Origin of the sequence: Methylococcus capsulatus (assembly GCF_036864975.1) — a bacterium.
Lineage (GTDB): Bacteria > Pseudomonadota > Gammaproteobacteria > Methylococcales > Methylococcaceae > Methylococcus.
Map to the genome: position 1 here is coordinate 2832090 of NZ_CP104311.1, position 23750 is coordinate 2855839.

At 62.2% G+C, this 23750-nt stretch carries 30 protein-coding genes; 12 read left to right on the plus strand and 18 right to left on the minus strand.

Translation table 11 applies throughout. The features are described 5' to 3' along the window. The first annotated feature begins 5 nt into the window (after nucleotides 1-5). The 6 genes from fdhD to arsB all read left to right on the plus strand — a co-directional run bounded on the left by fdhD (nucleotide 6) and on the right by arsB (nucleotide 3766). Nucleotides 6-896, plus strand: a complete 891-nt coding sequence (fdhD, locus tag N4J17_RS13820; RefSeq protein ID WP_198321999.1) for a formate dehydrogenase accessory sulfurtransferase FdhD — start codon at nucleotides 6-8, stop codon at nucleotides 894-896. A 50-nt stretch (nucleotides 897-946) separates the two neighbouring features. Then, on the plus strand, nucleotides 947-1180 hold the full coding sequence (locus tag N4J17_RS13825) for a formate dehydrogenase subunit delta (RefSeq protein ID WP_198322051.1): 234 nt from the start codon (nucleotides 947-949) through the stop codon (nucleotides 1178-1180). Nucleotides 1181-1322: 142 nt separating this feature from the next. Continuing rightward, nucleotides 1323-1664, plus strand: a complete 342-nt coding sequence (locus N4J17_RS13830; protein ID WP_198322000.1) for an ArsR/SmtB family transcription factor — start codon at nucleotides 1323-1325, stop codon at nucleotides 1662-1664. After that, nucleotides 1661-2158: an arsenate reductase ArsC gene (locus N4J17_RS13835; protein WP_198322001.1), complete on the plus strand. Its 498-nt coding sequence runs from the start codon at nucleotides 1661-1663 to the stop codon at nucleotides 2156-2158. The genes N4J17_RS13830 and N4J17_RS13835 overlap by 4 nt, the downstream gene beginning before the upstream one ends. A gap of 52 nt (nucleotides 2159-2210) precedes the next feature. Beyond that, on the plus strand, nucleotides 2211-2699 hold the full coding sequence (locus N4J17_RS13840; RefSeq protein ID WP_198322002.1) for an arsenate reductase ArsC: 489 nt from the start codon (nucleotides 2211-2213) through the stop codon (nucleotides 2697-2699). Continuing rightward, nucleotides 2696-3766 carry an ACR3 family arsenite efflux transporter gene (gene arsB, locus N4J17_RS13845; protein ID WP_198322003.1) on the plus strand — a complete coding sequence of 357 codons (1071 nt, stop codon included), beginning with the start codon at nucleotides 2696-2698 and terminating at the stop codon, nucleotides 3764-3766. The genes N4J17_RS13840 and arsB overlap by 4 nt, the downstream gene beginning before the upstream one ends. Nucleotides 3767-3870: 104 nt before the next feature. On the opposite strand, the gene groL is transcribed toward arsB, so the two are convergent. The 7 genes from groL to merT form a co-directional block, all read right to left on the minus strand. Then, nucleotides 3871-5499, minus strand: coding sequence for a chaperonin GroEL (gene groL / locus N4J17_RS13850; protein ID WP_198322004.1), 1629 nt, complete (start codon nucleotides 5497-5499; stop codon nucleotides 3871-3873). A 43-nt stretch (nucleotides 5500-5542) separates the two neighbouring features. Then, nucleotides 5543-5833 carry a co-chaperone GroES gene (gene groES / locus N4J17_RS13855; protein ID WP_198322005.1) on the minus strand — a complete coding sequence of 97 codons (291 nt, stop codon included), beginning with the start codon at nucleotides 5831-5833 and terminating at the stop codon, nucleotides 5543-5545. 264 nt (nucleotides 5834-6097) lie between these two features. Next, a complete protein-coding gene (locus tag N4J17_RS13860; protein ID WP_425326309.1) occupies nucleotides 6098-6424 on the minus strand; it encodes a YnfA family protein in 327 nt (108 codons plus the stop codon). A gap of 44 nt (nucleotides 6425-6468) precedes the next feature. Next, nucleotides 6469-8157 carry a mercury(II) reductase gene (gene merA / locus N4J17_RS13865; protein WP_198322006.1) on the minus strand — a complete coding sequence of 563 codons (1689 nt, stop codon included), beginning with the start codon at nucleotides 8155-8157 and terminating at the stop codon, nucleotides 6469-6471. Continuing rightward, the gene (merF, locus tag N4J17_RS13870) at nucleotides 8144-8410 is read right to left on the minus strand and encodes a mercury resistance system transport protein MerF (protein WP_198322007.1); all 267 of its coding nucleotides are present in this window, start codon (nucleotides 8408-8410) and stop codon (nucleotides 8144-8146) included. The genes merA and merF overlap by 14 nt, the downstream gene beginning before the upstream one ends. 3 nt (nucleotides 8411-8413) lie before the next feature. Next, a complete protein-coding gene (gene merP / locus N4J17_RS13875) occupies nucleotides 8414-8692 on the minus strand; it encodes a mercury resistance system periplasmic binding protein MerP (RefSeq protein WP_198322008.1) in 279 nt (92 codons plus the stop codon). 12 nt (nucleotides 8693-8704) lie between these two features. After that, nucleotides 8705-9055 (minus strand): mercuric ion transporter MerT, encoded by a 351-nt coding sequence (gene merT / locus N4J17_RS13880; RefSeq protein ID WP_198322009.1) that lies wholly within the window; start codon nucleotides 9053-9055, stop codon nucleotides 8705-8707. Nucleotides 9056-9126: 71 nt separating this feature from the next. On the opposite strand from merT, the gene merR reads away from it, so the two are divergent. After that, a complete protein-coding gene (merR, locus tag N4J17_RS13885) occupies nucleotides 9127-9534 on the plus strand; it encodes an Hg(II)-responsive transcriptional regulator (RefSeq protein WP_198322010.1) in 408 nt (135 codons plus the stop codon). Between the two features lie 59 nt (nucleotides 9535-9593). On the opposite strand, the gene ffh is transcribed toward merR, so the two are convergent. After that, entirely contained in the window at nucleotides 9594-10952 is a 1359-nt protein-coding gene (gene ffh, locus N4J17_RS13890) for a signal recognition particle protein (RefSeq protein ID WP_198322011.1), read from the minus strand. 102 nt (nucleotides 10953-11054) lie between these two features. On the opposite strand from ffh, the gene N4J17_RS13895 reads away from it, so the two are divergent. After that, on the plus strand, nucleotides 11055-11876 hold the full coding sequence (locus N4J17_RS13895; protein WP_198322012.1) for a cytochrome C assembly family protein: 822 nt from the start codon (nucleotides 11055-11057) through the stop codon (nucleotides 11874-11876). A gap of 224 nt (nucleotides 11877-12100) precedes the next feature. Here the strand turns inward: N4J17_RS13895 and ubiA are convergent, their stop codons facing one another. The 6 genes from ubiA to tusD form a co-directional block, all read right to left on the minus strand. After that, nucleotides 12101-12979, minus strand: a complete 879-nt coding sequence (gene ubiA / locus N4J17_RS13900; protein WP_198322013.1) for a 4-hydroxybenzoate octaprenyltransferase — start codon at nucleotides 12977-12979, stop codon at nucleotides 12101-12103. Further along, nucleotides 12976-13476 (minus strand): chorismate--pyruvate lyase family protein, encoded by a 501-nt coding sequence (locus N4J17_RS13905; protein WP_232470265.1) that lies wholly within the window; start codon nucleotides 13474-13476, stop codon nucleotides 12976-12978. The genes ubiA and N4J17_RS13905 overlap by 4 nt, the downstream gene beginning before the upstream one ends. 133 nt (nucleotides 13477-13609) lie before the next feature. Continuing rightward, on the minus strand, nucleotides 13610-13933 hold the full coding sequence (locus N4J17_RS13910) for a TusE/DsrC/DsvC family sulfur relay protein (protein WP_198322014.1): 324 nt from the start codon (nucleotides 13931-13933) through the stop codon (nucleotides 13610-13612). Beyond that, the gene (gene tusB / locus N4J17_RS13915; RefSeq protein ID WP_198322015.1) at nucleotides 13924-14232 is read right to left on the minus strand and encodes a sulfurtransferase complex subunit TusB; all 309 of its coding nucleotides are present in this window, start codon (nucleotides 14230-14232) and stop codon (nucleotides 13924-13926) included. The genes N4J17_RS13910 and tusB overlap by 10 nt, the downstream gene beginning before the upstream one ends. Continuing rightward, nucleotides 14229-14597, minus strand: a complete 369-nt coding sequence (locus N4J17_RS13920) for a DsrE family protein (protein WP_198322016.1) — start codon at nucleotides 14595-14597, stop codon at nucleotides 14229-14231. Before N4J17_RS13920 ends, tusB begins: the two co-directional genes overlap by 4 nt. Then, the gene (gene tusD / locus N4J17_RS13925) at nucleotides 14594-14965 is read right to left on the minus strand and encodes a sulfurtransferase complex subunit TusD (protein ID WP_198322054.1); all 372 of its coding nucleotides are present in this window, start codon (nucleotides 14963-14965) and stop codon (nucleotides 14594-14596) included. The genes N4J17_RS13920 and tusD overlap by 4 nt, the downstream gene beginning before the upstream one ends. Before the next feature lie 63 nt (nucleotides 14966-15028). Between tusD and N4J17_RS13930 the strand changes: the two genes are divergently transcribed. Next, nucleotides 15029-16516: a M48 family metalloprotease gene (locus N4J17_RS13930; RefSeq protein ID WP_338457607.1), complete on the plus strand. Its 1488-nt coding sequence runs from the start codon at nucleotides 15029-15031 to the stop codon at nucleotides 16514-16516. Between the two features lie 133 nt (nucleotides 16517-16649). Here N4J17_RS13930 and N4J17_RS13935 read toward each other — a convergent pair whose 3' ends face one another. Further along, nucleotides 16650-17084 (minus strand): MarR family winged helix-turn-helix transcriptional regulator, encoded by a 435-nt coding sequence (locus N4J17_RS13935; protein ID WP_198322017.1) that lies wholly within the window; start codon nucleotides 17082-17084, stop codon nucleotides 16650-16652. 240 nt (nucleotides 17085-17324) lie between these two features. Between N4J17_RS13935 and N4J17_RS13940 the strand changes: the two genes are divergently transcribed. The 3 genes from N4J17_RS13940 to N4J17_RS13950 are packed head-to-tail and all read left to right on the plus strand — an operon-like array spanning nucleotide 17325 to nucleotide 21683. Next, nucleotides 17325-18926 (plus strand): DHA2 family efflux MFS transporter permease subunit, encoded by a 1602-nt coding sequence (locus tag N4J17_RS13940; protein WP_198322018.1) that lies wholly within the window; start codon nucleotides 17325-17327, stop codon nucleotides 18924-18926. After that, a complete protein-coding gene (locus N4J17_RS13945) occupies nucleotides 18923-20437 on the plus strand; it encodes an efflux transporter outer membrane subunit (protein ID WP_198322019.1) in 1515 nt (504 codons plus the stop codon). The genes N4J17_RS13940 and N4J17_RS13945 overlap by 4 nt, the downstream gene beginning before the upstream one ends. 37 nt (nucleotides 20438-20474) lie before the next feature. Continuing rightward, nucleotides 20475-21683 carry an HlyD family efflux transporter periplasmic adaptor subunit gene (locus N4J17_RS13950; protein ID WP_198322056.1) on the plus strand — a complete coding sequence of 403 codons (1209 nt, stop codon included), beginning with the start codon at nucleotides 20475-20477 and terminating at the stop codon, nucleotides 21681-21683. Between the two features lie 13 nt (nucleotides 21684-21696). On the opposite strand, the gene N4J17_RS16620 is transcribed toward N4J17_RS13950, so the two are convergent. The 3 genes from N4J17_RS16620 to N4J17_RS13965 all read right to left on the minus strand — a co-directional run bounded on the left by N4J17_RS16620 (nucleotide 21697) and on the right by N4J17_RS13965 (nucleotide 23375). Then, on the minus strand, nucleotides 21697-21948 hold the full coding sequence (locus N4J17_RS16620; RefSeq protein ID WP_198322020.1) for a transposase: 252 nt from the start codon (nucleotides 21946-21948) through the stop codon (nucleotides 21697-21699). Between the two features lie 322 nt (nucleotides 21949-22270). Further along, nucleotides 22271-22954, minus strand: a complete 684-nt coding sequence (locus tag N4J17_RS13960) for a helix-turn-helix transcriptional regulator (protein ID WP_198322021.1) — start codon at nucleotides 22952-22954, stop codon at nucleotides 22271-22273. A 49-nt stretch (nucleotides 22955-23003) separates the two neighbouring features. After that, nucleotides 23004-23375 carry a VOC family protein gene (locus tag N4J17_RS13965; protein WP_198322022.1) on the minus strand — a complete coding sequence of 124 codons (372 nt, stop codon included), beginning with the start codon at nucleotides 23373-23375 and terminating at the stop codon, nucleotides 23004-23006. Between the last annotated feature and the right edge of the window lie 375 nt (nucleotides 23376-23750).

Sequence of the window (23750 nt, forward strand, 5' to 3'; positions counted from 1 at the left end):
TGGGGATGGCGGGTCCAGCCGGCACTGTCTTCGATCCGGTCCTTCGCCCGGGCAGTGCGGAAGGCGCGCCGGCTGCATGGACCCTGGAAGACGGGAGCCGGCCCAGCCACAGTCGGGTCACGGTCCAGCGCCTGCGTGACGGGGTCGTCAGCGTCGAAACCGACGAAGTGGCTGAGGAAGTGCCCGTTGCGCTGGTCTACAACGGGGTGCCGCATGTGGTCATGCTGGCGACGCCCCTGGACCTGGAGGATTTCGCGATCGGTTTCAGTCTGACCGAGGGCATCGTCCGCTCGCCGTCCGAGATCCTGGCGGTCCGCCCCCACAACCGCAGCGAAGGCATCGAGGTGAGGCTGCGTATCACCGAGGACCGTTTCGCCGGCCTGCCGGGCAAGGAACGCAATCTCACCGGGCGTACCGGCTGCGGCCTGTGTGGCTCAGCGACCCTGCAGCAAGCGGTGCGCCACCCGCCGTGGGTGGGGGTGGACACGGCCGTGTCGATGGCCGATCTGCGCCGCGCCCAGGACGAACTGCGTGCGCGACAGGACATCAATTCACTGACCGGTGCGGTGCACGCCGCAGCCTGGATTGTGCCTGGCCGGGGCCTCGTCCACCTACGGGAAGACGTGGGCCGCCACAATGCCCTGGACAAACTGATCGGAGTCTTGGCGAAAACCCATACACCACGCAATGAGGGCTTTGTCCTGGTCACCAGCCGCGCCAGCTATGAGATGGTGCAGAAATGCGCGGAGGCCGGCGTCGGCTTCCTGGCCGCGATTTCGGCACCCACCGGCCTCGCCATCCGGCTCGCGCTGGAAACCGGCCTGACCCTGGTCGGTTTCGTCCGCGGCGAGACATGCGTGGTTTATTCCCACGCCCACCGGCTGCTTGAACATTAAGCGAGTTTTCGACTTATAACATCTAACTAAATAAGGAGCCCTGCTTGCAAATGCATAGCGAAAACCTCGTCAAGATGGCAAACAACATCAGCGCCTTTTTCCAGGCTGATCCCGACCACGCCGCCGCCGTTAAGGGCGTGGTCGATCATCTGCACAAGTTCTGGGAGCCCAGGATGCGCCGCCAGATCATCGCCCACCTCCAGGCCGGCGGCGAAGGATTGAGCCCGCTGGCACGTGAAGCCGTGACCGTGCTCATGAACGAGCAGCAGAAGAACGCCGCCTGACCGGTTTTCCACCATTGCGCAGCACCGGCGCGCTCCCGTCCGACCCCCCTATTGCGCGGGGTCGGCTACCCCCCTCCGCTCAGGCCGACACGAATTCAGCGAGGGTATTGCTTTACATCAAAAATTCCATAATTATAGAAATATGGAATCAAAGTCCGTCGTAACCGCCCTTGCCGCCCTGGCACAAGAATCCCGTCTGGCCGTATTCCGATTGCTGATCCAGGCCGGGCCCGAGGGGCTTTCCGCCGGCCGAGTCGCCGAAGCATTGGGAATCGCCCCCTCATCGTTGTCCTTCCATCTCAAGGAATTGGCCCATGCCGGTCTGGTCAGATCACGTCAGGAAAGCCGCTATGTCATCTATTCGGCAAATTTCGAGGTGATGAACGAGCTGATCGGGTTTTTGACCGAGAACTGCTGCCGCGGCGCCCCCTGTACGACGTCCACCCCGCTTCGATGCACTACCAATCAGGAGACCGCTGAATGACCGAGAGAACCTACAACGTGCTCTTTCTGTGTACCGGCAATTCGGCCCGCAGCATCATAGCAGAGGCGCTGCTCAACCATCTCGGCAAGGGGCGTTTCCATGCCTACAGCGCCGGCAGTCATCCGACCGGTCGCGTCAATCCGCTGGCGCTGGAACGGCTGGCCAAAGAAGGCGTTCCGGCGGACGAGGCACGCAGCAAAAGCTGGGACGAGTTCACTGCCCCAGGGGCACCGCCGCTGGATTTCGTCATCACGGTCTGCGATAACGCCGCCGGCGAAGTATGCCCGGCTTGGCCCGGCCAGCCCATCACCGCCCATTGGGGACTGCCCGATCCGGCGGCCGTCGAAGGTTCCGAAGGCGAACGAAGGCTCGCATTTGCCCAGACCTTCGCGCTGCTCGAGCGGCGTATTGCCCTGTTCATCGCCCTCAATCCGCATAGTCTAGAGCGGTTAGCCCTCGAGCGGGAGCTTCGCGCCATCGGGCGGATGGCTTGACGCAAGCTGGAAGGAGATCGCATCTGCGACTTTTGAAGTTCGGGAAACTCTCATGAAGCGAAAGCTGATCAACATGCTGGTGCTATGCACCGGCAATTCCTGCCGCAGCATTCTTGCTGAGGCACTGCTCAACCATCTGGGGAGTGACCGCCTCCGGGCATGGAGCGCCGGGAGCCATCCGACCGGAAAGGTCAATCCCCATGCGCTGGAGGCCCTGCGCAGGCACGGCCTCCCTACCGAAGGGCTGAGCAGCAAGTCCTGGGATGCCCTCGGCGACGTCGTATTCGACATCCTGATCACTGTCTGTGCCGACGCGGCCGGCGAAACCTGCCCGGCCTACCTGAGCCAAGCCATCCGGGGCCATTGGGGGCTACCGGATCCGGCCAATGCGACGGGCACGCTGGCGGAGATCGACGCCGTATTCGACGCGGCACTCGAAACCCTGGAAAACCGGGTGCGGGCCTTGCTGGCCCTGCCGATCGAGCAAATGAGCTCCGCCGAGCTTTCGGTGGAATTGGAACGCATAGGGAAAATAGCATGAAGAAAAAGCCCACGCCGACTCGAATCGAGCCCAAGCGCATGAGTTTCTTTGACCGCTACCTTACCCTCTGGGTCGCGTTGTGCATGGGCGCCGGCGTCCTGCTCGGCAAGGTACTGCCCGAACCCGTGGTGGCTCTGCGAGCGCTCGAAATCTCCCACATCAACCTGCCGATCGCCGGTCTCATCTGGCTGATGATCTATCCTATGATGCTGAAAGTGGATTTCGCTTCGGTGGTGAACGTGGGCAGGAACCCCAGGGGCTTGATGGTGACACTTTTCGTCAACTGGCTGGTCAAGCCGTTCAGCATGGCGCTGTTCGGTTGGTTATTCTTCAAATACCTGTTTCTTCCGTGGATCGGCCCTGAGACGGGCGATCAGTACCTGGCGGGCGTCATTATCCTCGCTGCGGCGCCTTGCACCGCCATGGTGTTTGTCTGGAGCTACCTCACCGACGGTGATCCGGCCTACACCCTGATCCAGGTCGCGGTGAACGATCTCATCATGTTGCTGGCCTTCGTCCCCATCGTGAAATACCTGGTTTCGGGGGCCGCGGGACTGGAAGTGCCGTTCGACGTCCTGTTCTACTCGGTAGTGGTGTTCATCGTGATACCGCTGGCCGCCGGGGTTATATCACGGCTGTGGCTGCTGCGCAGCAAGGGCCCCGCCTGGTTCGAACAAGTTTTCCTACCCCGGCTACACCCGGTTGCGATCAGTGCCCTGCTCGTCACGCTCATGTTGATCTTCGCTTTCCAGGCCGACAACATCACCGGACGTTGGCTGCATGTCGCGCTGATCGCGGTGCCGATCCTGTTTCAGGTGTACTTCAATTCATCGCTGGTGTACGGTCTGATGCATCTGTTCGGGGTGAATTACGCCGTGGCTGCGCCGGGCGCTCTGATCGGGGCCAGCAATTTCTTCGAACTGGCAGTGGCGACCGCGATCACCCTGTTCGGCCCGGAATCCGGCGCGGCCTTGGCCACCGTGGTGGGCGTGCTGGTCGAGGTGCCGGTGATGCTCTCGGTCTGCGCCCTATGCAACCGGACGCGGGGCTGGTTCACCAACGCATAAACGAACCCCCGGTTACGTCATGGCGCAACCAGGGGTTACAGCAGACACGTGTAATTTCCCTAGCGTCGTGGGGCCGTTTTAAGGCCCCACGAACCCGATGCCGATCACATCATGTCATCCATGCCGCCACCTGCCGGCACGCCGCCTTTTTCCTTCTTGGGCATTTCCGCGACCATCGCTTCGGTGGTCAACATGAGGCCCGCGACGGAAGCCGCGTTCTGCAGAGCGGAACGGGTGACCTTGGTGGGATCCAGAATACCCATCTCGATCATGTCGCCGTATTCGGCGCTACCGGCATTGTAGCCGAAGGTCCCAGTGCCTTCCTGGACTTTCGCGAGTACGACCGATGGCTCCTCGCCGGCATTGGCCACGATCTGGCGCAACGGCTCTTCGATCGCCCGGCGCAGAATGGCGATACCCACCGTCTGATCGTGGTTCTTACCCTCCAAGGTCTTCAGCGCCTGCTGGGCCCGGATCAGCGCCACGCCGCCGCCCGGTACGATGCCTTCTTCGACGGCCGCGCGGGTCGCGTGCAGCGCGTCTTCGACGCGGGCTTTCTTCTCCTTCATCTCGACCTCGGTGGCCGCCCCAACCTTGATGACAGCCACGCCGCCGGCCAGCTTGGCTACGCGTTCCTGGAGCTTCTCACGATCGTAGTCGGAGGTGGTGTCCTCGATCTGCTTGCGGATCTGCTCGACGCGAGCCTTGATGGCATCCGTGGAACCGGCGCCGTCGACGATGGTGGTGGTTTCCTTGTTGATCTGGATTTTCTTTGCCTGCCCCAGATCGGTGAGCTCGACCTTTTCCAGGCTCAGACCCAGCTCCTCGGAGATCACCTGGCCGCCGGTCAGGATGGCAATGTCTTCCAGCATGGCTTTACGACGGTCGCCGAAACCAGGAGCTTTGACTGCGCAGACCTTGAGTATGCCCCGCATATTGTTGACCACCAGGGTGGCCAGTGCTTCACCGTCCACGTCTTCGGCGATGATCAACAGCGAACGGCCAGCCTTGGCGGTTTTCTCCAGCACCGGCAGCAGGTCGCGGATGTTGGAGATCTTCTTGTCGTGCAGGAGGACGTAAGGATTCTCGAGTTCCACGCCCATGGTGTCCTGCTTGTTGATGAAGTACGGGGACAAGTAGCCGCGGTCGAACTGCATCCCTTCGACGACGTCGAGCTCGTTCTGCAGACCCGAGCCCTCCTCGACCGTGATCACGCCTTCCTTGCCGACCGTGTCCATGGCCTGGGCGATGATCTGGCCGATGCTTTCGTCGGAGTTCGCGGAGATGGTGCCGACCTGGGCGATGGCCTTGCTATCGGTGCAGGGTTTGGACAGCTTCTTCAATTCCTCCACCACGACGCCGACGGCCTGGTCGATGCCGCGCTTGATGTCCATCGGATTGGCGCCGGCCGCGACCGATTTCAGACCCTCGCGCACGATGGCCTGGGCCAGCACGGTGGCGGTGGTGGTGCCGTCACCGGCCACATCGGAAGTCTTGGAGGCGACTTCCTTCACCATTTGCGCGCCCATGTTCTCGAACTTGTCCTTCAGCTCGATCTCCTTGGCGACGGACACACCGTCCTTGGTCACGACCGGAGCACCGAAGCTTTTTTCCAGAACGACGTTACGTCCCTTCGGCCCCAAGGTCTGCTTCACCGCGTCGGCGAGGATGTTCACGCCGGCCAGCATGCGGTGACGGGCGTCGTCCGAAAAACGTACTTCTTTTGCTGCCATCAGTTCATTCCTCCAGTGTTCAGTTCAAAAGCTTGGCTCAAGATCAGGATTCGATAACACCCATGATGTCGTCTTCCCGGAGTATCAGGTACTCCGTACCGTCGATTTTGACCTCGGTGCCGGAATACTTGCCGAACAGTACCGTGTCGCCTGCCTTCACAGCCAAGGGGCGCACCTGACCATTGTCCAACGCCTTGCCGGTGCCGACGGCTACGACCTCGCCCTTGATCGGCTTCTCCTTCGCAGTATCGGGAATCACGATGCCGCCCGGGGAGGTCTTCTCCTCTTCCCGGCGGATAACCACAACACGGTCATGCAAAGGACGGATTTTCATGATGACTTGGAACTCCTTTAACTATGTTGTTGCTTCAAGGAATGGTGCGAAATGCACGGAATTCAGCGATTAGCACTCTCAGTCGGGTGCTGCCAGCGATATAGAGACACGGAACCTGATTTCAAGGCCCCTGTCCAGCCGGCTTTCGCTCTACCGAGGAGGGGCCGCCCGGCGAGCGGCCATGACTTCACCGGCGACAATCCGCGCAGTAAGGGAACGGACGGCTCAGGGTCGAACACGCGAAACGGAAGAAAAACTCGTCCGCTAAGCCTTGTCGTGCCAGCCCAGCATAGTGATCGACATGACGAGCAGCGGGGCTCCGGCCCCCGCCCAATCCATCGCGGACAGCGTTACGCCATCCAAGCCTCGAAGCCAAACCAATGCGGCAGCCGCGTAGACGCGGCCACTGGCGGCTGAGTCTAACGCAAGCAGCCAAACAAAAAGCGCCAGACTCATCGCTGCTGGAATCAGCAGCCAATTGGGCCCGCTTTTGCGTTGCCCAAGGTAAGGCAGAAAGCAGCCGATGATCCCGGCAAGTGCTGTTGCGATGAACAGTCCAGTGATGAACAGTCCAGTGGCGTTCAGAATCAAGATCAGTGAATTCTCAGTCGACCAACCTTGCCCTCTCCTTTTTCTCAGCCAGCGCAGCAGGACAGTTGCTTTACATCCTTGTTGAAGGTCTGCGCCGCAAGCTTCAGGCCCTCGACCATCGTGAGATACGGAAACAACTGGTCGGCCAGCGCCTGCACGGTCATCCGGTGACGGATCGCCAGCGCGGCCGTCTGGATCAGTTCGCCCGCTTCCGGGGCCACAGCTTGGACACCTATCAGCCGTCCCGAGCCGGTCTCGGCGACCAGCTTGATGAAGCCGCGGGTGTCGAAGTTGGCCAGCGCCCTAGGCACGTTGTCGAGGGTCAGCAGCCGGCTGTCGGTCTCGATGCCATCGTGGCGCGCTTCCGCCTCGCTGTAGCCCACTGTCGCCACCTGCGGATCGGTGAACACTACCGCCGGCATCGCCGTCAGATCCAGCTCGGCACTGCCTCCCGTCATGTTGATCGCGGCGCGGGTGCCGGCCGCCGCCGCCACATAGACGAACTGCGGCTGGTCGGTGCAGTCGCCGGCGGCAAAGATGTGCGGCGAGCTGGTGCGCATGGCGCGGTCGATAACGATGGCCCCTTCCGCGTTGAGCTCGATACCCGCCGCCTCACAGTTCAGGCCATGCGTGTTCGGCGCCCGGCCGGTGGCGACGAGCAGCTTGTCGGCACGCAGCTCGCCGTGCCCAGTGGTGAGCACGAATTTCCCGTCCGCATAGGCGACCTGGCTGGCCTGGGTGTGTTCCAGCACCTCGATGCCCTCGGCACGGAAGGCTGCCGTCAGCGCCTTGCCGATCTCGGGGTCCTCACGGAAGAACAGCGTGCGGCGCGCCAGGATCGTGACTTGGCTACCCAGGCGAGCGAAAGCTTGCGCCAGCTCGACCGCGACCACCGACGAGCCGATCACGGCCAGCCGCTCTGGGATCGTGTCGCTCGCCAGCGCCTCAGTGGAGGTCCAGTAGGGCGTATCCGCAAGGCCCTGGATCGACGGAATCGCTGGACTCGCGCCGGCGGCGACAAGGCAACGGTCGAAGCTCAGCTCGTGCGTGCCGCCGTCGGCAAGCGCAACGGTGAGCGTATGCGCATCCATGAACCGGGCCTCGCCGCGCAGTACGGTAATAGCCGGGATGCTCGCCAGGATGCCTTCGTACTTGGCGTGGCGCAGCTCCTCGACGCGGCCTTGCTGCTGGGCCAGCAACCGCTTGCGCCGGATGGCCGGCGGGGTGGGCGAAAGACCCTCATCGAACGGGCTTTCGCGGCGCAGGTGGGCGATGTGGGCGGCGCGGATCATGATCTTCGAAGGCACGCAGCCGACATTGACGCAGGTGCCGCCGATGGTGCCGCGCTCGATGAGCGTCACGCGCGCGCCGAGCTCCACGGCCTTCAAGGCGCCCGCCATCGCCGCGCCGCCGCTACCGATCACGGCCACGTGCAACGCTGACTCGCCGCTACCGCGCTTTGTTCCTCTCTCCGGCCAGTCGAGCGTCTCGTTCAACAAGCCGCCGGAGGACTTGCCTGGTATGTCGGGAACCCGTGCGCGGTAGCCGAGCGCGGTCACGGCCGTGACCAGCGGATCCAGGCACACGCCGGCTTCCACCTCGATCTCGGCGCGTTTGCGCGGATACGACACCGCGGCCGAGCTCACCCCGGGCACCTTTTCCAATGCCTGCCGGACGTGCTCGGCGCACGACGTGCAGGTCATGCCATCGATGAGCAACTCATACGTGCTCATTTTTTTCTCCATTGCCGGTGTTTGGCGCTGTCCCGGGCGCGCAGCACTGCACCGCGCGCTTGCGTTGATTCAAGGCATAAACCGTGAGGCCGACGAATACGATGAGCGTGGGGATGAGAACGTAATCGAGCCAACCCGCCCAAGCCGAAAGGCCCACGGCACCCAGCAGGATCACGAGTATCGGGGTCGCGCAGCAAATCGCGGCGACGATGGAACCGACGATGCCCGTGCGCAGTAAGGTTTTGTTATCCATGGTTCATTCCTTTACAGTCGAAGGATAACCGGCGTTCGCGGTGGCCTGCGCGAGGGCTGCGGTGCTGGTCTTGGCGTCGTCGAAAGTGACGACGGCTTCCTGTTTCTCGAAGCTCACCTCGACCTTGCTTACGCCGTCAACCTTGGTGAGCGCCTTCTTCACCGTGATCGGGCAGGCCGCGCAGGTCATGCCGGGCACGGACAGGGTGACAGTCTGGGTAGCGCCCCATGCGGGTCCGCTCAGGGCGGCGGCCAGGGCGATCAGTGCGGTTCGTTTCTGCATGGCAAGCTCCTTTCAGTAGAACAGCGGCAGGACGTAGGGAAACGCGACGGCCACCAGAACCAGGGCGGCTACGATCCAGAAAACGACTTTGTAGGCCGTCCGCACTTCCGGCCCGGCGCACACCTCGCCCGGCTCGCAGGCTTGGGCCGGGCGGAAGATGCGGCGCCCGGCGAAGAACAGCGCGATGAGCGCCGCGCCTATGAAGATCGGGCGGTAGGGTTCCAGCACGGTCAGATTGCCGATCCAGGCGCCCGAGAAACCGAGCGCGACCAGGACGAGGGGGCCAAGGCAGCAGGCCGAGGCGAGGACGGCCGCGATGCCGCCGGTCGCCAGTGCGCCGCGGCCATTCTTGGATTCCGACATAAGATTCTCCTTCCGGGACTTCGCTTGATACGGTAACGTTACTTCCGTAGTCAACTACGGAGTCAAGCACCATGGAGAACGCTCAAGAGAATCTGACCGTCGGCGCCTTCGCCAAGGCCGCCGGGGTCAACGTGGAAACGATCCGCTTCTATCAGCTCAAGGGACTGCTGCCCCGGCCGGAGCGGCCTTATGGGAGCATCCGCCGCTATGGACAGGCGGATGTGGCGCGGGTGAAGTTCGTGAAATCAGCCCAGCGCTTGGGGTTCAGCCTGGATGAAGTCGGCCAGCTCCTGAAACTGGAGGACGGCACCCATTGCGGCGAAGCGGCCGAACTGGCCGCCCACCGGCTGGCCGATGTGCGCGCCCGCTTGGCAGACCTCCAGCGGATGGAGGCAGCGCTGTCGAAGTTGGTTGGCGAGTGCAACGCGCATAGCGGCAACATTTCCTGCCCGTTGATCGCAGCATTGCACTGCCGCTAGACACGGAGAGCAGTTCGGGCTTGGCGTCCGATTTTTGTCCGCTTGGTGAGCTGCCGCGGTCAGAACGGCAGCCGGCGGCCGAGCTGACCGCGCATGCCTTTCATCAGATTCATGATGTTGCCGCCCTTGAGCTTTTTCATCATTTTCTGCATCTGCTCATGCTGTTTGAGCATGCGGTTCAGGTCCTGAACCTCCGTACCTGAGCCCAGGGTGATACGACGCTTGCGGGACGGGTTGAGGATGTCGGGGTCGGACCGCTCGGCGGGGGTCATGGAATCGATCATCGCCAGCTGCTGGTACATCTCCTTGTCGTTGATTTTCTCCTTGACGTGCTGGGGTACGTTCCCCACGCCCGGCAGCTTGTCCAGCATGGCGGCGAGGCCGCCCATGTTCTTGAGCTGCAGTAACTGGTCGCGGTAGTCGTTGAGGTCGAAACGGCGGCCTTTGTGGATCTTCTTGGCGAGTTTTTCCGCCTTGGCTTTGTCCATGGTGCGCTCGACGTCCTCGATCAGCGAGAGCACGTCGCCCATGCCGAGGATACGTGAAGCCACGCGGTCGGGATGGAACACTTCCAGAGCCGCGGTCTTCTCGCCCACGCCCATGAACTTGATCGGCTTGCCGGTGATGTGACGGATCGACAGCGCCGCGCCACCACGGGCGTCGCCGTCGGTCTTGGTCAGGATGACGCCGGTCAGCGGCAGCGCGTCGTGGAAGGCCTTGGCAGTGTTGGCGGCATCCTGGCCGGTCATGCTGTCCACCACGAACAGGGTTTCAATCGGCTTGATCGCGGCGTGCACGGCCTTGATCTCGTCCATCATATCTTCGTCGATGTGAAGGCGCCCGGCGGTGTCGATGATGACCACGTCCATATAGCGTTTCCGTGCGTGTTCGACGGCGCGGCGAGCGATATCGACGGGCTGTTCGCTCGTCTCGCTGGGGAAGAACTCGGCCTTCACCTCGCTCGCCAATGTCTCCAGCTGCTGGATAGCTGCCGGACGGTAGACGTCGGCGCTGGCCACCAGCACGGACTTGCGCAGATTCTCCTTGATCCAGCGCGCCAGCTTGGCGACGGTGGTGGTCTTGCCTGCGCCCTGAAGGCCCGCCATGAGGATCACAGCCGGCGGCTGGGTGGCCAGATTCAGTTTCTCATTGGCCTTGCCCATGATCGTGACCAGTTCCTCATTGACGATCTTGATCATGGCCTGGCCGGGTGTCAGGCTCTTTTGCACCTCCTGGCCCAGCGCCCGCTCCTTCACCTGTTCGATGAAATCCTTGACCACCGGCAGCGCGACATCGGCCTCGAGCAATGCCTGGCGCACTTCGCGCAGGGCATCCTGTATGTTGGCCTCGGTCAAACGGCCCTGCCCGCGCAGTTTGCGCAAGGAATCGGAAAGGCGGTCGGTCAGGTTGTCGAACATGGCTGGTTTCCTAAAGTCTTGACTCTCGGTGCAACGCGGTTGGCGCAGCTTCAAACAGACCGGACATTATGCCAGACTACGCTGCGGAGGACATGACCCCCTATGCATTCCACGATCTTCGCCGTCACCGCGATCCTGGCCTACCTCGCTGCCGCCGCATCCCTCTACCAGTCTCTACGGACCGATTACCTCTCCGCGCTGGAGACGCGGCGTCAGAAAGGGGCGACACTGGTGTTCGGCTTTCTGGCGGTGGGGTGCCATGCATTGACGCTTTCCACGCTGTTCGACCCCGAAGGGGATCTCAACATCGGCTTTCCGAATACCCTGTCCGCCGCGGCCTGGATGATCGCCACCGTATTGCTGGCCGGAGCCTTCTTCAGACCGGTCGAGAAACTTGGCATCGTGGTGTTTCCAATGGCCGCCCTGATTCTGGCCCTGAAGCTCTCAATGCCCGGGAGTGCGCATTTTCTGAAGAACCATTCTCTGGAGATGCGCCTGCACATCGTGGTGTCGATGCTGGCTTACAGCTTCCTCAACATCGCTGCCTTGCAGGCGATCGTACTCGCCGTTCAGGACTGGCGCATCAAAACCCGCCACGCCAGCGGGTTCGTGCGCTCGCTGCCGCCCCTCCAGACCATGGAAAAACTGCTGTTCCAGCTCATCGGGACTGGGTTCGTCCTGCTCAGCGTGTCCCTGGTGACCGGATTTCTGTTCGTCGAAGACCTGTTCGGCCAGCATCTGGCACACAAGACCGTGCTTTCCATCGCCGCCTGGGGGGTGTTTGCCGCCTTGCTCGGTGGACGCCGGTTCCGCGGCTGGCGCGGCCGGACCGCTATCCGCTGGACCCTGGGCGGCTTCGCCGCGCTGATGCTGGCTTATTTCGGTAGCAAGATGGTGCTGGAACTGGTGCTGCACCGGGTATGAGCCGATGAGTCGGGAAGACGTTCACCGGCGGCCACGGTTCCATCAGTTTGAAAAGGCCTTCCCATTGCTGTAGCAGGCACATGAGATCGACCGGCCTTCGATCGTGGAATAGCCGGGGCTGAGCCAGTTCTTCGGGAAGTTGCTGAAGGACCTCGAGGAGGCTGAGGGTTTTGCGCCCAAGAGCTCCCGGGGCGCGATTCGGCCTCGTGCTCTGAACGGCCGGCTCAGCCGTCCCACGCGTAGTCTGCGAATAAGCCGGCGAACACCGCCGCACCGAACCAGTGATTATTGAGGAAGGCGCGGAAGCACTTGGACTTCTCCCGCCGGGAAATCAGGACCTGCTGGTAGACCGAGAACCCCGCCGCGGCGGCCAAGCCCAGCGCATAGGGCCACCCCAAGCCCAGATAGCGGCCGGTGCCGGACAGGATCGCCAGCATGGCGATCTGCAAGGCGCCGATGATCTCACGGTCGTGCCGTCCGAACAGGATTGCGGTTGACTTGATCCCGATTTTCACGTCGTCCTCCCGGTCCACCATGGCGTACATGGTGTCGTAGATCAGTGCCCACAGTACCGTCGCCGCGTACAGCGCCCAGGCCACGGCCGGAATCGAGCCGGTCTGGGCAGCGAAAGCCATGGGAATGGCCCAGCCGAAGGCCAGGCCGAGATAGGCCTGAGGCAGATGGGTATAGCGTTTGGTGAAGGGGTAAGAGGCGGCCAGGAACGCGCCCGGCACCGACAGGGCGATGGTCAGGCCGTTCATCGTCAGCACCAGCGCGAAGCTCGTCAGGCACAGAACCAGGAACAGGATCAGAGCCTCCTTCGGCGTCACCTCCCCCGCCGCGATCGGTCGCAGCCGGGTGCGTTCGACGTGCGGGTCGAAATCACGGTCGGCGTAGTCGTTGATGACGCAGCCCGCCGCCCGCATCAACACCACGCCAAGCACGATCACGGTCGCCACGCCCGGATCGGGTCGCCCCTGCCCGGCGATCCACAGTGCCCACAGGGCAGGCCAGAGCAGCAGGAAGATGCCGATGGGCTTGTCGAAACGCATGAGCCGCCAGTAAGCATCGGCACGGGACTTGAGCGAAGGAGGAAGACTCATGCAGACTCCATGGCCGGAAGCAGCACGGGAAGGAAGAACTCGGCAACCAGCAAGGGCCTTCCCCCAATCGAATAGAGCGAGCGCCGGCCCCAGACCGTCTCATCCGGTTCCAGGCCGGCACGAACCTCCGGGCGCCACTGACGGATCCCGATCTGAGCTGTTTCCAGGCCTTGACGCCGCAAACACCGGGAGGCGAACAGGATTTCCCCCAGCGGACGATTGTCAAGGCGCGTCAGCCGGCGTCCGACACCCTTCAGGGTTTGCACCGGGAGGACGCTGCGGGCCAGAACCCAAGGCTGTTCGCCGGATCTGAGTTCGACTTCGCGCACCAGGGCATGGCGGCCGGACCGGAGTTTCAGCAGCAACACCTCGTCCGGAAACGGATGGGCGAACCCCTGGTGGATTACGCGGACATTGAAGCAGCTGCCGCAGGCGGCTTTCAAACGCTGGGTCAGTGAGCCGCTTTCAAATACCCAGGATTCCAGGGACTGCGGCATCTCCGGGCCGCAGCCCCGATGGGCATCACGGAATTTCGGTGGGGAAGAAAAAAGTTTGCTCCTGGGATACAAGGCACGCGCTCGGTGGAAAAAAAAGACACCGGATTTTAGCAGACCGCACCCCCCGGTCGGCTTACAGGCAGCCAGGCGGTTTGGGCAGGCCGGCGATCAGGCACGCCTGCTTGAGTGGTCCCCCGGGGAACAGGCCGTGCAGATAACGGTTGTTACCTTTGGCTTCTCCCAGCTCCTTGCGGACCGCCTTCACGAACAAGCGGGCAGTCGGCAGATGATCGAACCGGCGATGGTAGTCCCGGATGAAGCGGACGATCTCCCAATGCGGATCGGTCAGACGGATACCGATCGTTTCCGCGAGACGTTCCGCCGTATCTTCGTCCCAGGACCGCGAATCCAGCAGGAAACCGTCGGGGCCGAGCGGCAAAGGCGGTTTCAAGTCCATGTCAGCGAAAGCTCGTGATGCGCTGCGAGTTCGACGAAACCGTCATAACCCACCCGGCCGAGCGACTGCAGCAGGTCGGGTGCGCACAGACCGCGGGCGTCGAGATCCGGTCCCAGCACGCGGATGTCCAGCCGCGCCGCCGCCTCGGCCACTTCGTACGAAAACCGGCGGCCGGCCAGAGCACCATAGACGCCGTTTTCCAGCAGGAGCACGGCGTCACCCTCCCCCGCCCGGGCGAGGCAACGGCTGAGGGCTGCGCTCTCGAAGGGCGAGGCATTGACCAGATGCAGCACGCTCATCCGCCCCCCACGGCGACATCGTGGCCGGCGATCCAGCCCGGAACCTCGCTCCGCGCCAGCAACCGTACCGGCACGACCAGCGCATCCGGCGACAACGCGCGTTCGACGAGCGATTCGGTTTCCACCGCGACTTCGCGGACATCGTACAACTCCAGGGTTCTAATCAGCGGCCCCAACGGGCGGAGCGCACCACCCTCGACGGAACCCGGCACCTGCAACTGCCACACACCGTCGTCGAGAAATAGGACATCCACGGGATGATCGAAGGCCGCAACCGCCAGCAACTGGTCCACCATCTCAACATTGCGACCGCCGCAAAATGGCGGCTGCCGCACCACGAATACGAAACTCTTGGGATGACTCATCCGGCAAAGGTGAGTAGCCGGTCCGCCTTCAGGCAGGCGTCCACCCACTGGCCGAGACCTCCGATGCGAAAGCCGGGCGCAAGCGATCCTTCATCCCTTCCTTCCGTCGAAACCAGACCCCGGCGCTGGGCCGCCGAAACGCACAGGACCAGATCCAGGCCATGTTCATGCGCCAGGGTGCTCCAGCGGGCGGAGAGATCATCTTCCCCGGCGAACGATGAAACTTGTGCGTTATACACACCGTCATAGTAAAAGAACACCAGCAGGATATGGTGCCCGTTCGCCAGAGCGGCTTTGATAAACTGATATGCGCTGTTCGCCGCCTGAGCCTCGCGCGGGCTCGCATTGATCTGTATGACGAATTTCATGATCACAGCTCCCGCCACGAACCGCTTCGATCCCCTTTCCGCTCGACCATTCCAATCGCTTTCATGACACATCCCAGCCGCCCCGCCCGTCCGCCGTTTCAACTGGCAACCGCCATGCTGACAGCCGCCCTGCTGATTACCGCTTTGCCCGCGACCGGCGAACCGCTCAACCTCGAGCTGCCGGACATGGGCGATTCCACCGGCACGCTTTTCACGCCGCAGCAGGAAAAGGCGCTGGGCGAAGCCTTTTACCGCAATCTGCACCTCCAGGTACAGATCAACGAAGATCCGGAAGTCACCGACTATATCCAGGCCCTGGGGCGGAAGCTGGTGGAAAACAGCGACACGCCGGGGCAGCCCTTTCACTTCTTCGTCGTCAACCAGCCGGTTATCAACGCATTCGCCGGTCCCGGCGGCTACATTGGCGTCAACTCGGGCCTGATCCTCACGACCGAAAGCGAAAGTGAGCTGGCATCGGTGCTCGGACACGAAATCGCGCACATCACCCAGCGCCACCTCTACGAAGCATTCCAGGCCGCCGGCCGAATGTCGCTGCCGACTGCGGCGGCCATGCTGGCCGGTGTGCTGCTGGGCGCCGGAACCGGCTCCAGCCAGTTGGGCCAGGCCGCAGTCATCGCCGCTACGGCGGCCAGCCAGCAGATGCAGATCAATTTTACCCGAGACAACGAAGCCGAAGCCGACCGGGTGGGCATGAAAATACTTTCCGGTTCGAATTTCGACCCCCGTGCGATGCCCACCTTCTTCGAAAGAATGCAGCAATCCACCCGCTTCTCCACCGGCCGCAGCACGCCGGAATTTCTCCTCACTCACCCGGTCACCATGTCCCGTATCGCCGACACCCGCGGGCGAGCCGAACAATATCCCTACAAACAGTATCCCGACTCGTTCACCTACCAGATCATCCGAGCCAAGCTGCACGTGCAGACGACCCACAACCCTCAGGAAAGCGTCAGCTATTTCACCGCGATCTCCGACGTGGGCACCCGCCAGCAGCAGGATGTAGCCCATTACGGCCTGGCCCTGGCCCTGATCGCCCAGGGCAAGATCGGCCAGGGCGGACCCATGCTCCAGGAGCTCATCCGCCGCTATCCCGAGCAGTCACAATTCTACAACGCGCTTGCCGACGCCGAGCGCGAAGCCAAGAACTATCCCGCCGCCCTCGCCACCTACGAGGAAGCCTTGAAGCGCTTTCCCGGCAACCGCGCGCTCAGCCTGAACTACGCCCAGACCCTGGTCCGGTCCGGTAAACCCGCGGAGGCGCGCAAGCGGCTGCAGGAGTACCTGCTCCGGTTCCCGGCAACGCCGGAAGTGTACGAGCTGCTAGCGCAGGCTCACTCCCAGCTCGGCAACGAAGCGGAATCCCACCGCTACTTGGCCGAAGCCTATTACGCCGACGGCCAGACCCGCAACGCCATTCTGCATCTCAAGCTCGCGCAAAGAGCACCTGGACGCGATTTTCAGACCGACTCGGCGATCGAGGAGCGCATCAAGGAACTGCAGGAGGAGCAGAGGGAAGAAAGGGAAAAATAGATGCTCGTGTTCGCGCCAGCCATCGAACCATCGGACGCGGCCGCGAGCTTTTCCGCCTTGACGATCGCTGGCGTCCTGCGCTCAATCATGCAGATTTTTTCATACCGCGCCCGATCCAACCGCGTCGCGGCACCTAATCGTTGGGGCTGAACGATTTCAAGTCCGGCACCGTGAACTTGCCTTGCAGGGAAAGCAGTTCGGCGCGATGGAGCCTGGCCAACTGCTCCAGGCACGCCTCACCTTTGTCCCGCAAACGCACTTGGACCTGGCGCTTGTCCCGGGGATCGACACTGCGTTCCACCAAACCCAGCTTCTCGCACCGCGTGATCAAGGCCACGACCCCGTGGTGCTTGGCCTGCAGGCGCTCGGCCAACTCTCCCACGGTGGCCCACTCGCGATCCGGAAAACCTTTGATATGGAGCAACAACAGATATTGCAGCGGCGTGACGCCATGCCGCCGCGTCACGTTCTCGCTGAAGCGCAGGAACCGTCGCAGTTGATAGCGGAACTGGGCCAACGCCTCGAAATCTCTTTTCGACAAGGGTTGTTCGGTTGTTTTCGTCGCCAATCGGGATCTCCAATATTCAACTTTATATCATGGCGTGATATCTTTCGCCTCGACACAGTTACCGCCAGGGAGAAACCATGCCCCTCTATGCAGCTGCTGATGCCGTACTCCTGCGATGGCGTCGACACCGGGTCGAGCACCCCGACCGCTATCGTAGCGCGGGGAGAAGCAATTGTCCGAATGAGCCTGAGCCGGCCACCGGCCAGGGCCGGTCTGCGGTGATCGGCGCGTCCCGCGGATATGCGTGAAAAGAGGTCACCGATCTTTCCCAGACGCCTGCGCGGGTGGCGGTTCATCCTCCTGAACGTTGCACTCGGCCTAGGACACATGGTGGTGCTCTTCAATGCCGGTTCCTATATCGCCCTGATGCCGCATGCCGCCGGCGACTTGGGCGGGGTTTTGCCTAGCTTTGGAACCTGGGCCCAAACCGATTTCATGATCGCTCTGGCCCTGGCCTTCCCCATAGCCCGCTGGCTGTCGGGCCGATTCGGAGACTATCGCCTGTTCGTCGTGTCTTTCGTCGCGTATGCACTGGCCTCCTGCCTGTGCGCGCGCAGCGAAACCCTGCGGCTGTTCCTGCCGGCACGTATCCTGCTCGGCTTCGCCGGGGGCATCACGCTTCCCATCGGCCAGGCGCTGTTGCTGAAAGAATACCCGGCGCGGCTCAGATCGGTCGGACTGGCAGTCTGGGCTTTGTTCAGCCTGATGCCATTCACCATCGGTTTCCCGGTCGGCGGCTGGATCGCTGATGAATTGGGCTGGCGCTTCCTGTTTTTTCTTAATGTGCCCATCGCCCTGGCCGTCGCCGGAATCACAGGCGCTTTGCTCTACGGACGTGGATTCGAACGCCGCCACTTCCGCTTCGACTTCGTCGGTTTCAGCTTGCTATGCGTAATCCTTGGCGGATTGCAGACGATTCTGAATCAAGGCAACGATTTCGACTGGTTCGACTCGCCCTTCCTGCGCGGCATGTTGATCCTCGTTCTGGTGGCGCTGCCCTGCTTCGTTATATGGGAACTGGGCGAGCGCCATCCGGCCCTCGAGATCCGCCTGTTCGCCCACCGCAACTTCGCTATCGGCGTGACCTGCCTCACGCTTGGCTTCCTCACCATTCAGGGGCTGCTCTCATTGTTCATCGCCCAGCTCCAACTCCTGCTGGGGTATTCATCCTGGCTCGCAGGGTTGGAGTTTCTCACCATGGTCCTGCTGGCGGCTCCCGTGACAGCCATCATGCACGAAATCGTCAATGGCTTGGATGCGCGCCCTTTCGCCTGTGTCAACTTGCTGGGTTTCGCATTCACCCTGCACTGGATCGGTCTGTTCGATAAGCCAGCATCTTTCGATCAGATCATTTGGCCCATGCTGCTGCTGGGCTTTTTTCTGGGCTCATTCTTCACCCCCTTGACCCTGTTGACCCTGCACGGCCTGTCCAGCCGCCGGCTAGCGCGCGCGGCCGAAGAAGCCGGCCTGTTGCGCATAGCCGCAGGAGCCTTCGGCATCACGCTTGCGGGCGTGGTGCTGTTTCGGCGTACCCCTTTTCATCAACTGCTGCTGGCCGATCGTTTAGGCGGACGGCAATTCGTGTCTTTCGACGAACTGGGGCGTTTCTCCGCCCAGCTGGAGCAGGCCGGTATCTCCCCCGATGCCTTGGTGGACAAGCTGTTGGCGACCATCAAGCAGCACGCCGCGATTCTGGGTCTGAACGACGCATTTCTCCTGGCGAGCCATCTCTTCATCGGACTGGCCGGACTCGTCTGGCTCGCCGCGCCCACCCACCGGCCTCCGACCCGCGTCGAACAGTTACAAGAACGGGGGGCGGAAGAATTGATGGAAGAACCATGAGGCCACCACCCCTGGGAGGAAGACACCTGCTTCTCGCAGCCGCCGGCGGGCTTTTGTTGCTGCTTGCCGGCTGTGCCTGGATTCCCTCGGAAGGAGAACGAGCCCAATTCACCAAGACCGTACCCATGGAGGAAACTCGGGCGGGCGCACGGGAGCAGCTGAACTTCAGCCAGCGATGGCCCCGCGAGGGATGGTGGCGTGAGTTCCGCAGTCCTGAACTGAACCGACTCATGGACTTGGCCTTGAAGGACAATCCCGGGCTCAAGGTGGCTTCGGCCCGACTGCGTCTGGCCCAGGCGCTAGTGCGTGTGGAAGGGGCGAGACTGCTGCCGTTCCTGGATGCCGAAGCCGAACTCACCGTCGAAAGAATTTCGTCCCATGGCGTCTTTGCCGCACTCAATCCCGAGGTCGCCGGAATCCGCATCATGTCGGGGATGATCAGTCCGCTGAGCTTCCGTTATGAATTCGACTTCTGGGGCAAGAATCGCGCGGCTCTGGAGGCCGCCTTGGGTGAGGCCGCAGCCGAGGAAGCCGAGCGGGCCGAGACTCGGCTGTTGCTCACCACCGCTGTCGCACGCGCCTACTTCCGGATGGTAGCGCTGAGGCAGCAACTGGATTTGACACGCGACATGGTCCAATTGCGGCGCACTCTGTCAGAACTTGCCGAGACGCGCTTCAAACTGGGGCTGGACTCCGCCGATGCCGTTAAGCAGGCCTTGGTGGAACAGGAATCCGCCAACAAGCGCGAAGCGGGAGTTCGCGACCAACTGGAATTGCAAAAGAACCTGTTGGCGCGCCTGATCGGCAGTGGTCCCGATGTGACATCGCACCTCACGACTCATCCGGTACCCATCCCGGCGAGAGTCCCGTGGCCCACGCATCTACCCTTGGAACTACTTGCTCACCGCCCCGACCTGACTGCGGCGCTCTACCACACCGAAGCCGCGGCGCAGCGGATCAAGGAAGCCAAAGCGGTTTTTTTCCCTTCCGTCGACCTGACGGCCTTCGTGGGAACCAATGCCCTGGTGCTGACCAAAGGAGCGAATCACTTGGCGAATCTGCTGTTCTCGGGATCCAGCATCACCTACGGCGTAGCGCCGGGGGTGCGGATTCCCTGGTTTGAAGGCGGACGCCTGCGCGGTGAGTTGTCGGCTCAGCGGGCCGAATACGACCGCGCGGTGGAGCTCTACAACGACACCCTGCTGCATGCCGTCCAGGAAGTCGCCGACAGCCTGAGCGCCTGGCGTGAGACCAGCGCCATTCGGGAGGCCCACCAACACCTGCTGGCTGCGCAACGGGAGAAACTGGCGTTCGTACAGGTACGCCTGCACAGCGGCCTGGATGACCGCCGGCCAGTGCTCGAGCAACAGCACGCCGTACTGGAACAGGAGTATGCCGCCAGGGTACTGGAGGCTGACCAATTGGTAGCCGCGGTCGATCTGGTGGAGGCATTGGGCGGCGGATACCACAATCAGATTCGGATGGAGCCGCTCGAGCAAGAGGCGCAGTAACCGACAACCCCTGACGACTATGGAAAAACACGCATCCATGAAGGTTCGCCCCAAAGAGATACGTGCCCGCCGCAACCGGCGTCTACTGGCGGTGTTTCTATTGCTGCTGCTCACGGCTGCGACCTATGCCGTTTATTTTTGGCTGGACGGCCGCTTCTGGGTGACCACAGATAACGCCTTCATCGCCGGCAACCTGATCCCGGTGGAAGCCGATGCGACCGGCATCGTTACCCAGGTTCTTGTGGAGGAAAGCCAGTACGTCCGCAAGGGCGATCTGTTGGTTCGCCTCGATGAACACCGTGCCGCGGCCACACTGGGACGGGCGCAAGGCAATCTAGCGCGGGTTTTGCGCCGTGTCGCCGGCCTTTTCGCCAGGCGCCAGCAGATGTGCCAGAGACTGGCCGCCCGTGCCGCCGATCTCGAGCGAGTCCGTCACGATCTGATCCGTTACCGGGAAGCGGTTCCCAGCGGATCAGTATCCGAACAGGTGCTGCAGAACGCCGAGGACCACCGCAGAGCCCTTGAAGCCGAGGTTCGAGAAGCGCGCGCAGAACTGTTGTCGGCCGAGGCCCAAGTGGGCGGTACCACCCGCAGAGGTCATCCCGATGTGGAAGTGGCCAAGAACAACTTCATTGAGGCCTTTCTCGAATACAACCGCCAGCATATTGTCGCCCCTGCTACCGGCTACGTGGCCAAACGCAAGGCGCAGGTCGGCGATCGGGTCAAACCGGGCGACCCCCTCATGACCATCGTGCCATTGGATCACCTGTGGGTCGAGGCGAATCTGCGCGAGACGGATATGCGCCGGGTGCGACCGGGCCAACGGGCGCTCATCGTCGTGGACGTTTATGGGAAAAGCCACACCCTGCACGGCAAGGTGGAAGGGTTGGTTCCCGGCACAGGCAGCGTGTTTGCCCTGCTTCCGCCGGACAACGCCACCGGCAATTTCATCCATATCGTCCAACGCGTGCCAGTGCGCATCACGCTGCAAAAGGAGGAAATTCAAGGCCGACTCATCCGACCGGGCTTATCCACGATCACCTCCATCGATGTGAGAGAACCCGGCAGTCCGCCCGATACCTCCTACGTCGAGACCTCCGCTGCTGAATACGCGACAGACATCTTCGCCGACGAACTGACCAGGGCGGAATCGATGGCCAGGGAAATCTTGGAAGCGAACCTTCCGGAAGTCGGCCCGATCGAATCCCCCTGCCCCACCCTCGCAATTCCCGTCGCGCAGCCGTGAGGTGTTCTGCGGATCAGCAACGATTCCTGCCGCAATGTTCGAGGCATCCTAGCCAGTGACACGGATCACACTGGTCTTCCGGTATGGGTTCGGGTTCACCCCGCCCCCGACCCAGAATCTCCAGCCGGCCGTCCGGGTTCACGCCACAGGCGATGATTGCCGCCATTGACACCGCCAGCCCCCTTGGGCGGACCTTCAGGTCGGTCGCATCCAGCCTCCGGTCCGGCCACACGCCGTCGATCGGCCGGTTCAGGAACGAGCCCACCCGCTCATAGATATTCTTCTAAAGGTCCCATCGCCTGGCCCAGGTCATCGACCTTGCGCGCCGAGGCGCTGGCCGATTCACCGGCGTTTGGCCATCACCGCCGAGCCGGATCATCCCAAGCTTGACCGATCAGGGACGCTATCTCACCACGGAACCGACCTTCCACCGTGTGCTGCGAGCGGAAGGCCAACTGGGTCCTCGCCGCAGCGAACGGCCCCTGCGGGCCCGGAGCAAATCCAGGGCGCTCTGCGCCAGCACACCGAACCCAGGCTACGACTGGGACATTAATTACCTGCCGATGGCGATTCAAAGCGCGGTGATGTCACGGATTGCGGGTCATCCGCTTGATGAAGTCCTGCAGGCTCTGCCCAGCCCCATCTTCGAAGGATTCGTTTTCCATCAGGATGGACTGCATGCGGTCCAGCCGGAAATTACGGAAGTCTTCCCGTAATTCGCACCAACCGGCCAACGACCAGACGTTTCCCCAGAAGTACAGTCCTAAAGGGCGAATGCGGCGCTGGGTTTGCTCGCCGTCCGCACGGCGATAACCAAAGAGGAGGAAACGCTTCATGTCGATGGCTTTCCGGCAGATGTCGAGCGTGACGTCGATATCCTCCCGTTCACTGAAGCGCAGCGAGAACAGCTTGCTGCGCTCGATGTTGGCCTTCAGTTCCGCGGGGATGACCGCCGTCACCTTGTCGAGTACCGATTGCGCGGAATGGCCCAGTTCGGTTCCACCCCAGGATTTCACCATCCTGGCCCCGATCACGAGCGCCTCCAGTTCTGCTGTAGTGAACATGATGGGGGGTATGTCGATGGCATGCCGCAAGGTGTAGCCGACACCGGCCGCTCCTTCGACGGGAATACCCGATAGGCTGAGATCCTGGATGTCGCGGTAAATCGTGCGTTCGGAAACCTCCAGCCGTTCGGCCAGCGCTCGGGCCGTGATCAAGCGCTTGTTGCGCAGGATTTGAACGATCTGGAACAGGCGGTCGGCGCGTCGCATCGCGTAGGCGGGCAGCCGAAGTACGCCCAGCCGCCCGTCCCGACGAGGTTCAAGCCGGCGAGTACAAGCCGACGCGGTTGCCTTCGCTGTCCAGGAATTGTGCGAAGTAACCGCAGGCGCCGTCATGGATCGGCGTTTTCGGCACCAGCACGCTGGCGCCGTGCTCGACCGCGCGCTGCAATGGCTGGCTTAGGTCCGTTCCGCCGTTGAGATAGACGACCGCACCGGTCTGGCTGGGTTCGTAATGTTCGCCGGCTATCAGCATGCCACTGACCGCCGGTCCTTCGGAAGCGAAGATCGCCATCTGGTAACTGCCCATCGCCTCATCCTTGAACGTCGTTTTGAGGACTTCCTGATAAAACGCCTTGGCCCGCGCCATATCTTTCACCGGGATTTCGAACCAGTTCGCAACGTTGCTCATGTTTAGGGTCTCCGTAGAGTTGGTCGGGAGGCTGTATGGTAAGGGACGGCTCCTGACAACGTGGTGTCAGCAATGTTGACTACTTCATCAAACCCGCGAGGCTCCATTTCGATGGAGCGAGCGGCAAGTTGGTCCCCACCGACTCGGCGTTCCTCAACTATCAGCCGCCTCGTGATCCTTCCGGCACCAACTACGTTGCCGCACAGGAAAGGCGTAACGGATCGGTCATCGGGCTGTTTCACAGGTGACATCCTTGCCCGCCTACAATTCCCTGTCTTCTCGAAATTCTTCCAGCCCCATACCCAGCCTTCCTTGTTTGGCTGGGCGATTCGGTAGGCGAAGAGGCTTGGAAATGGGCGCGGACCGATAACAAAT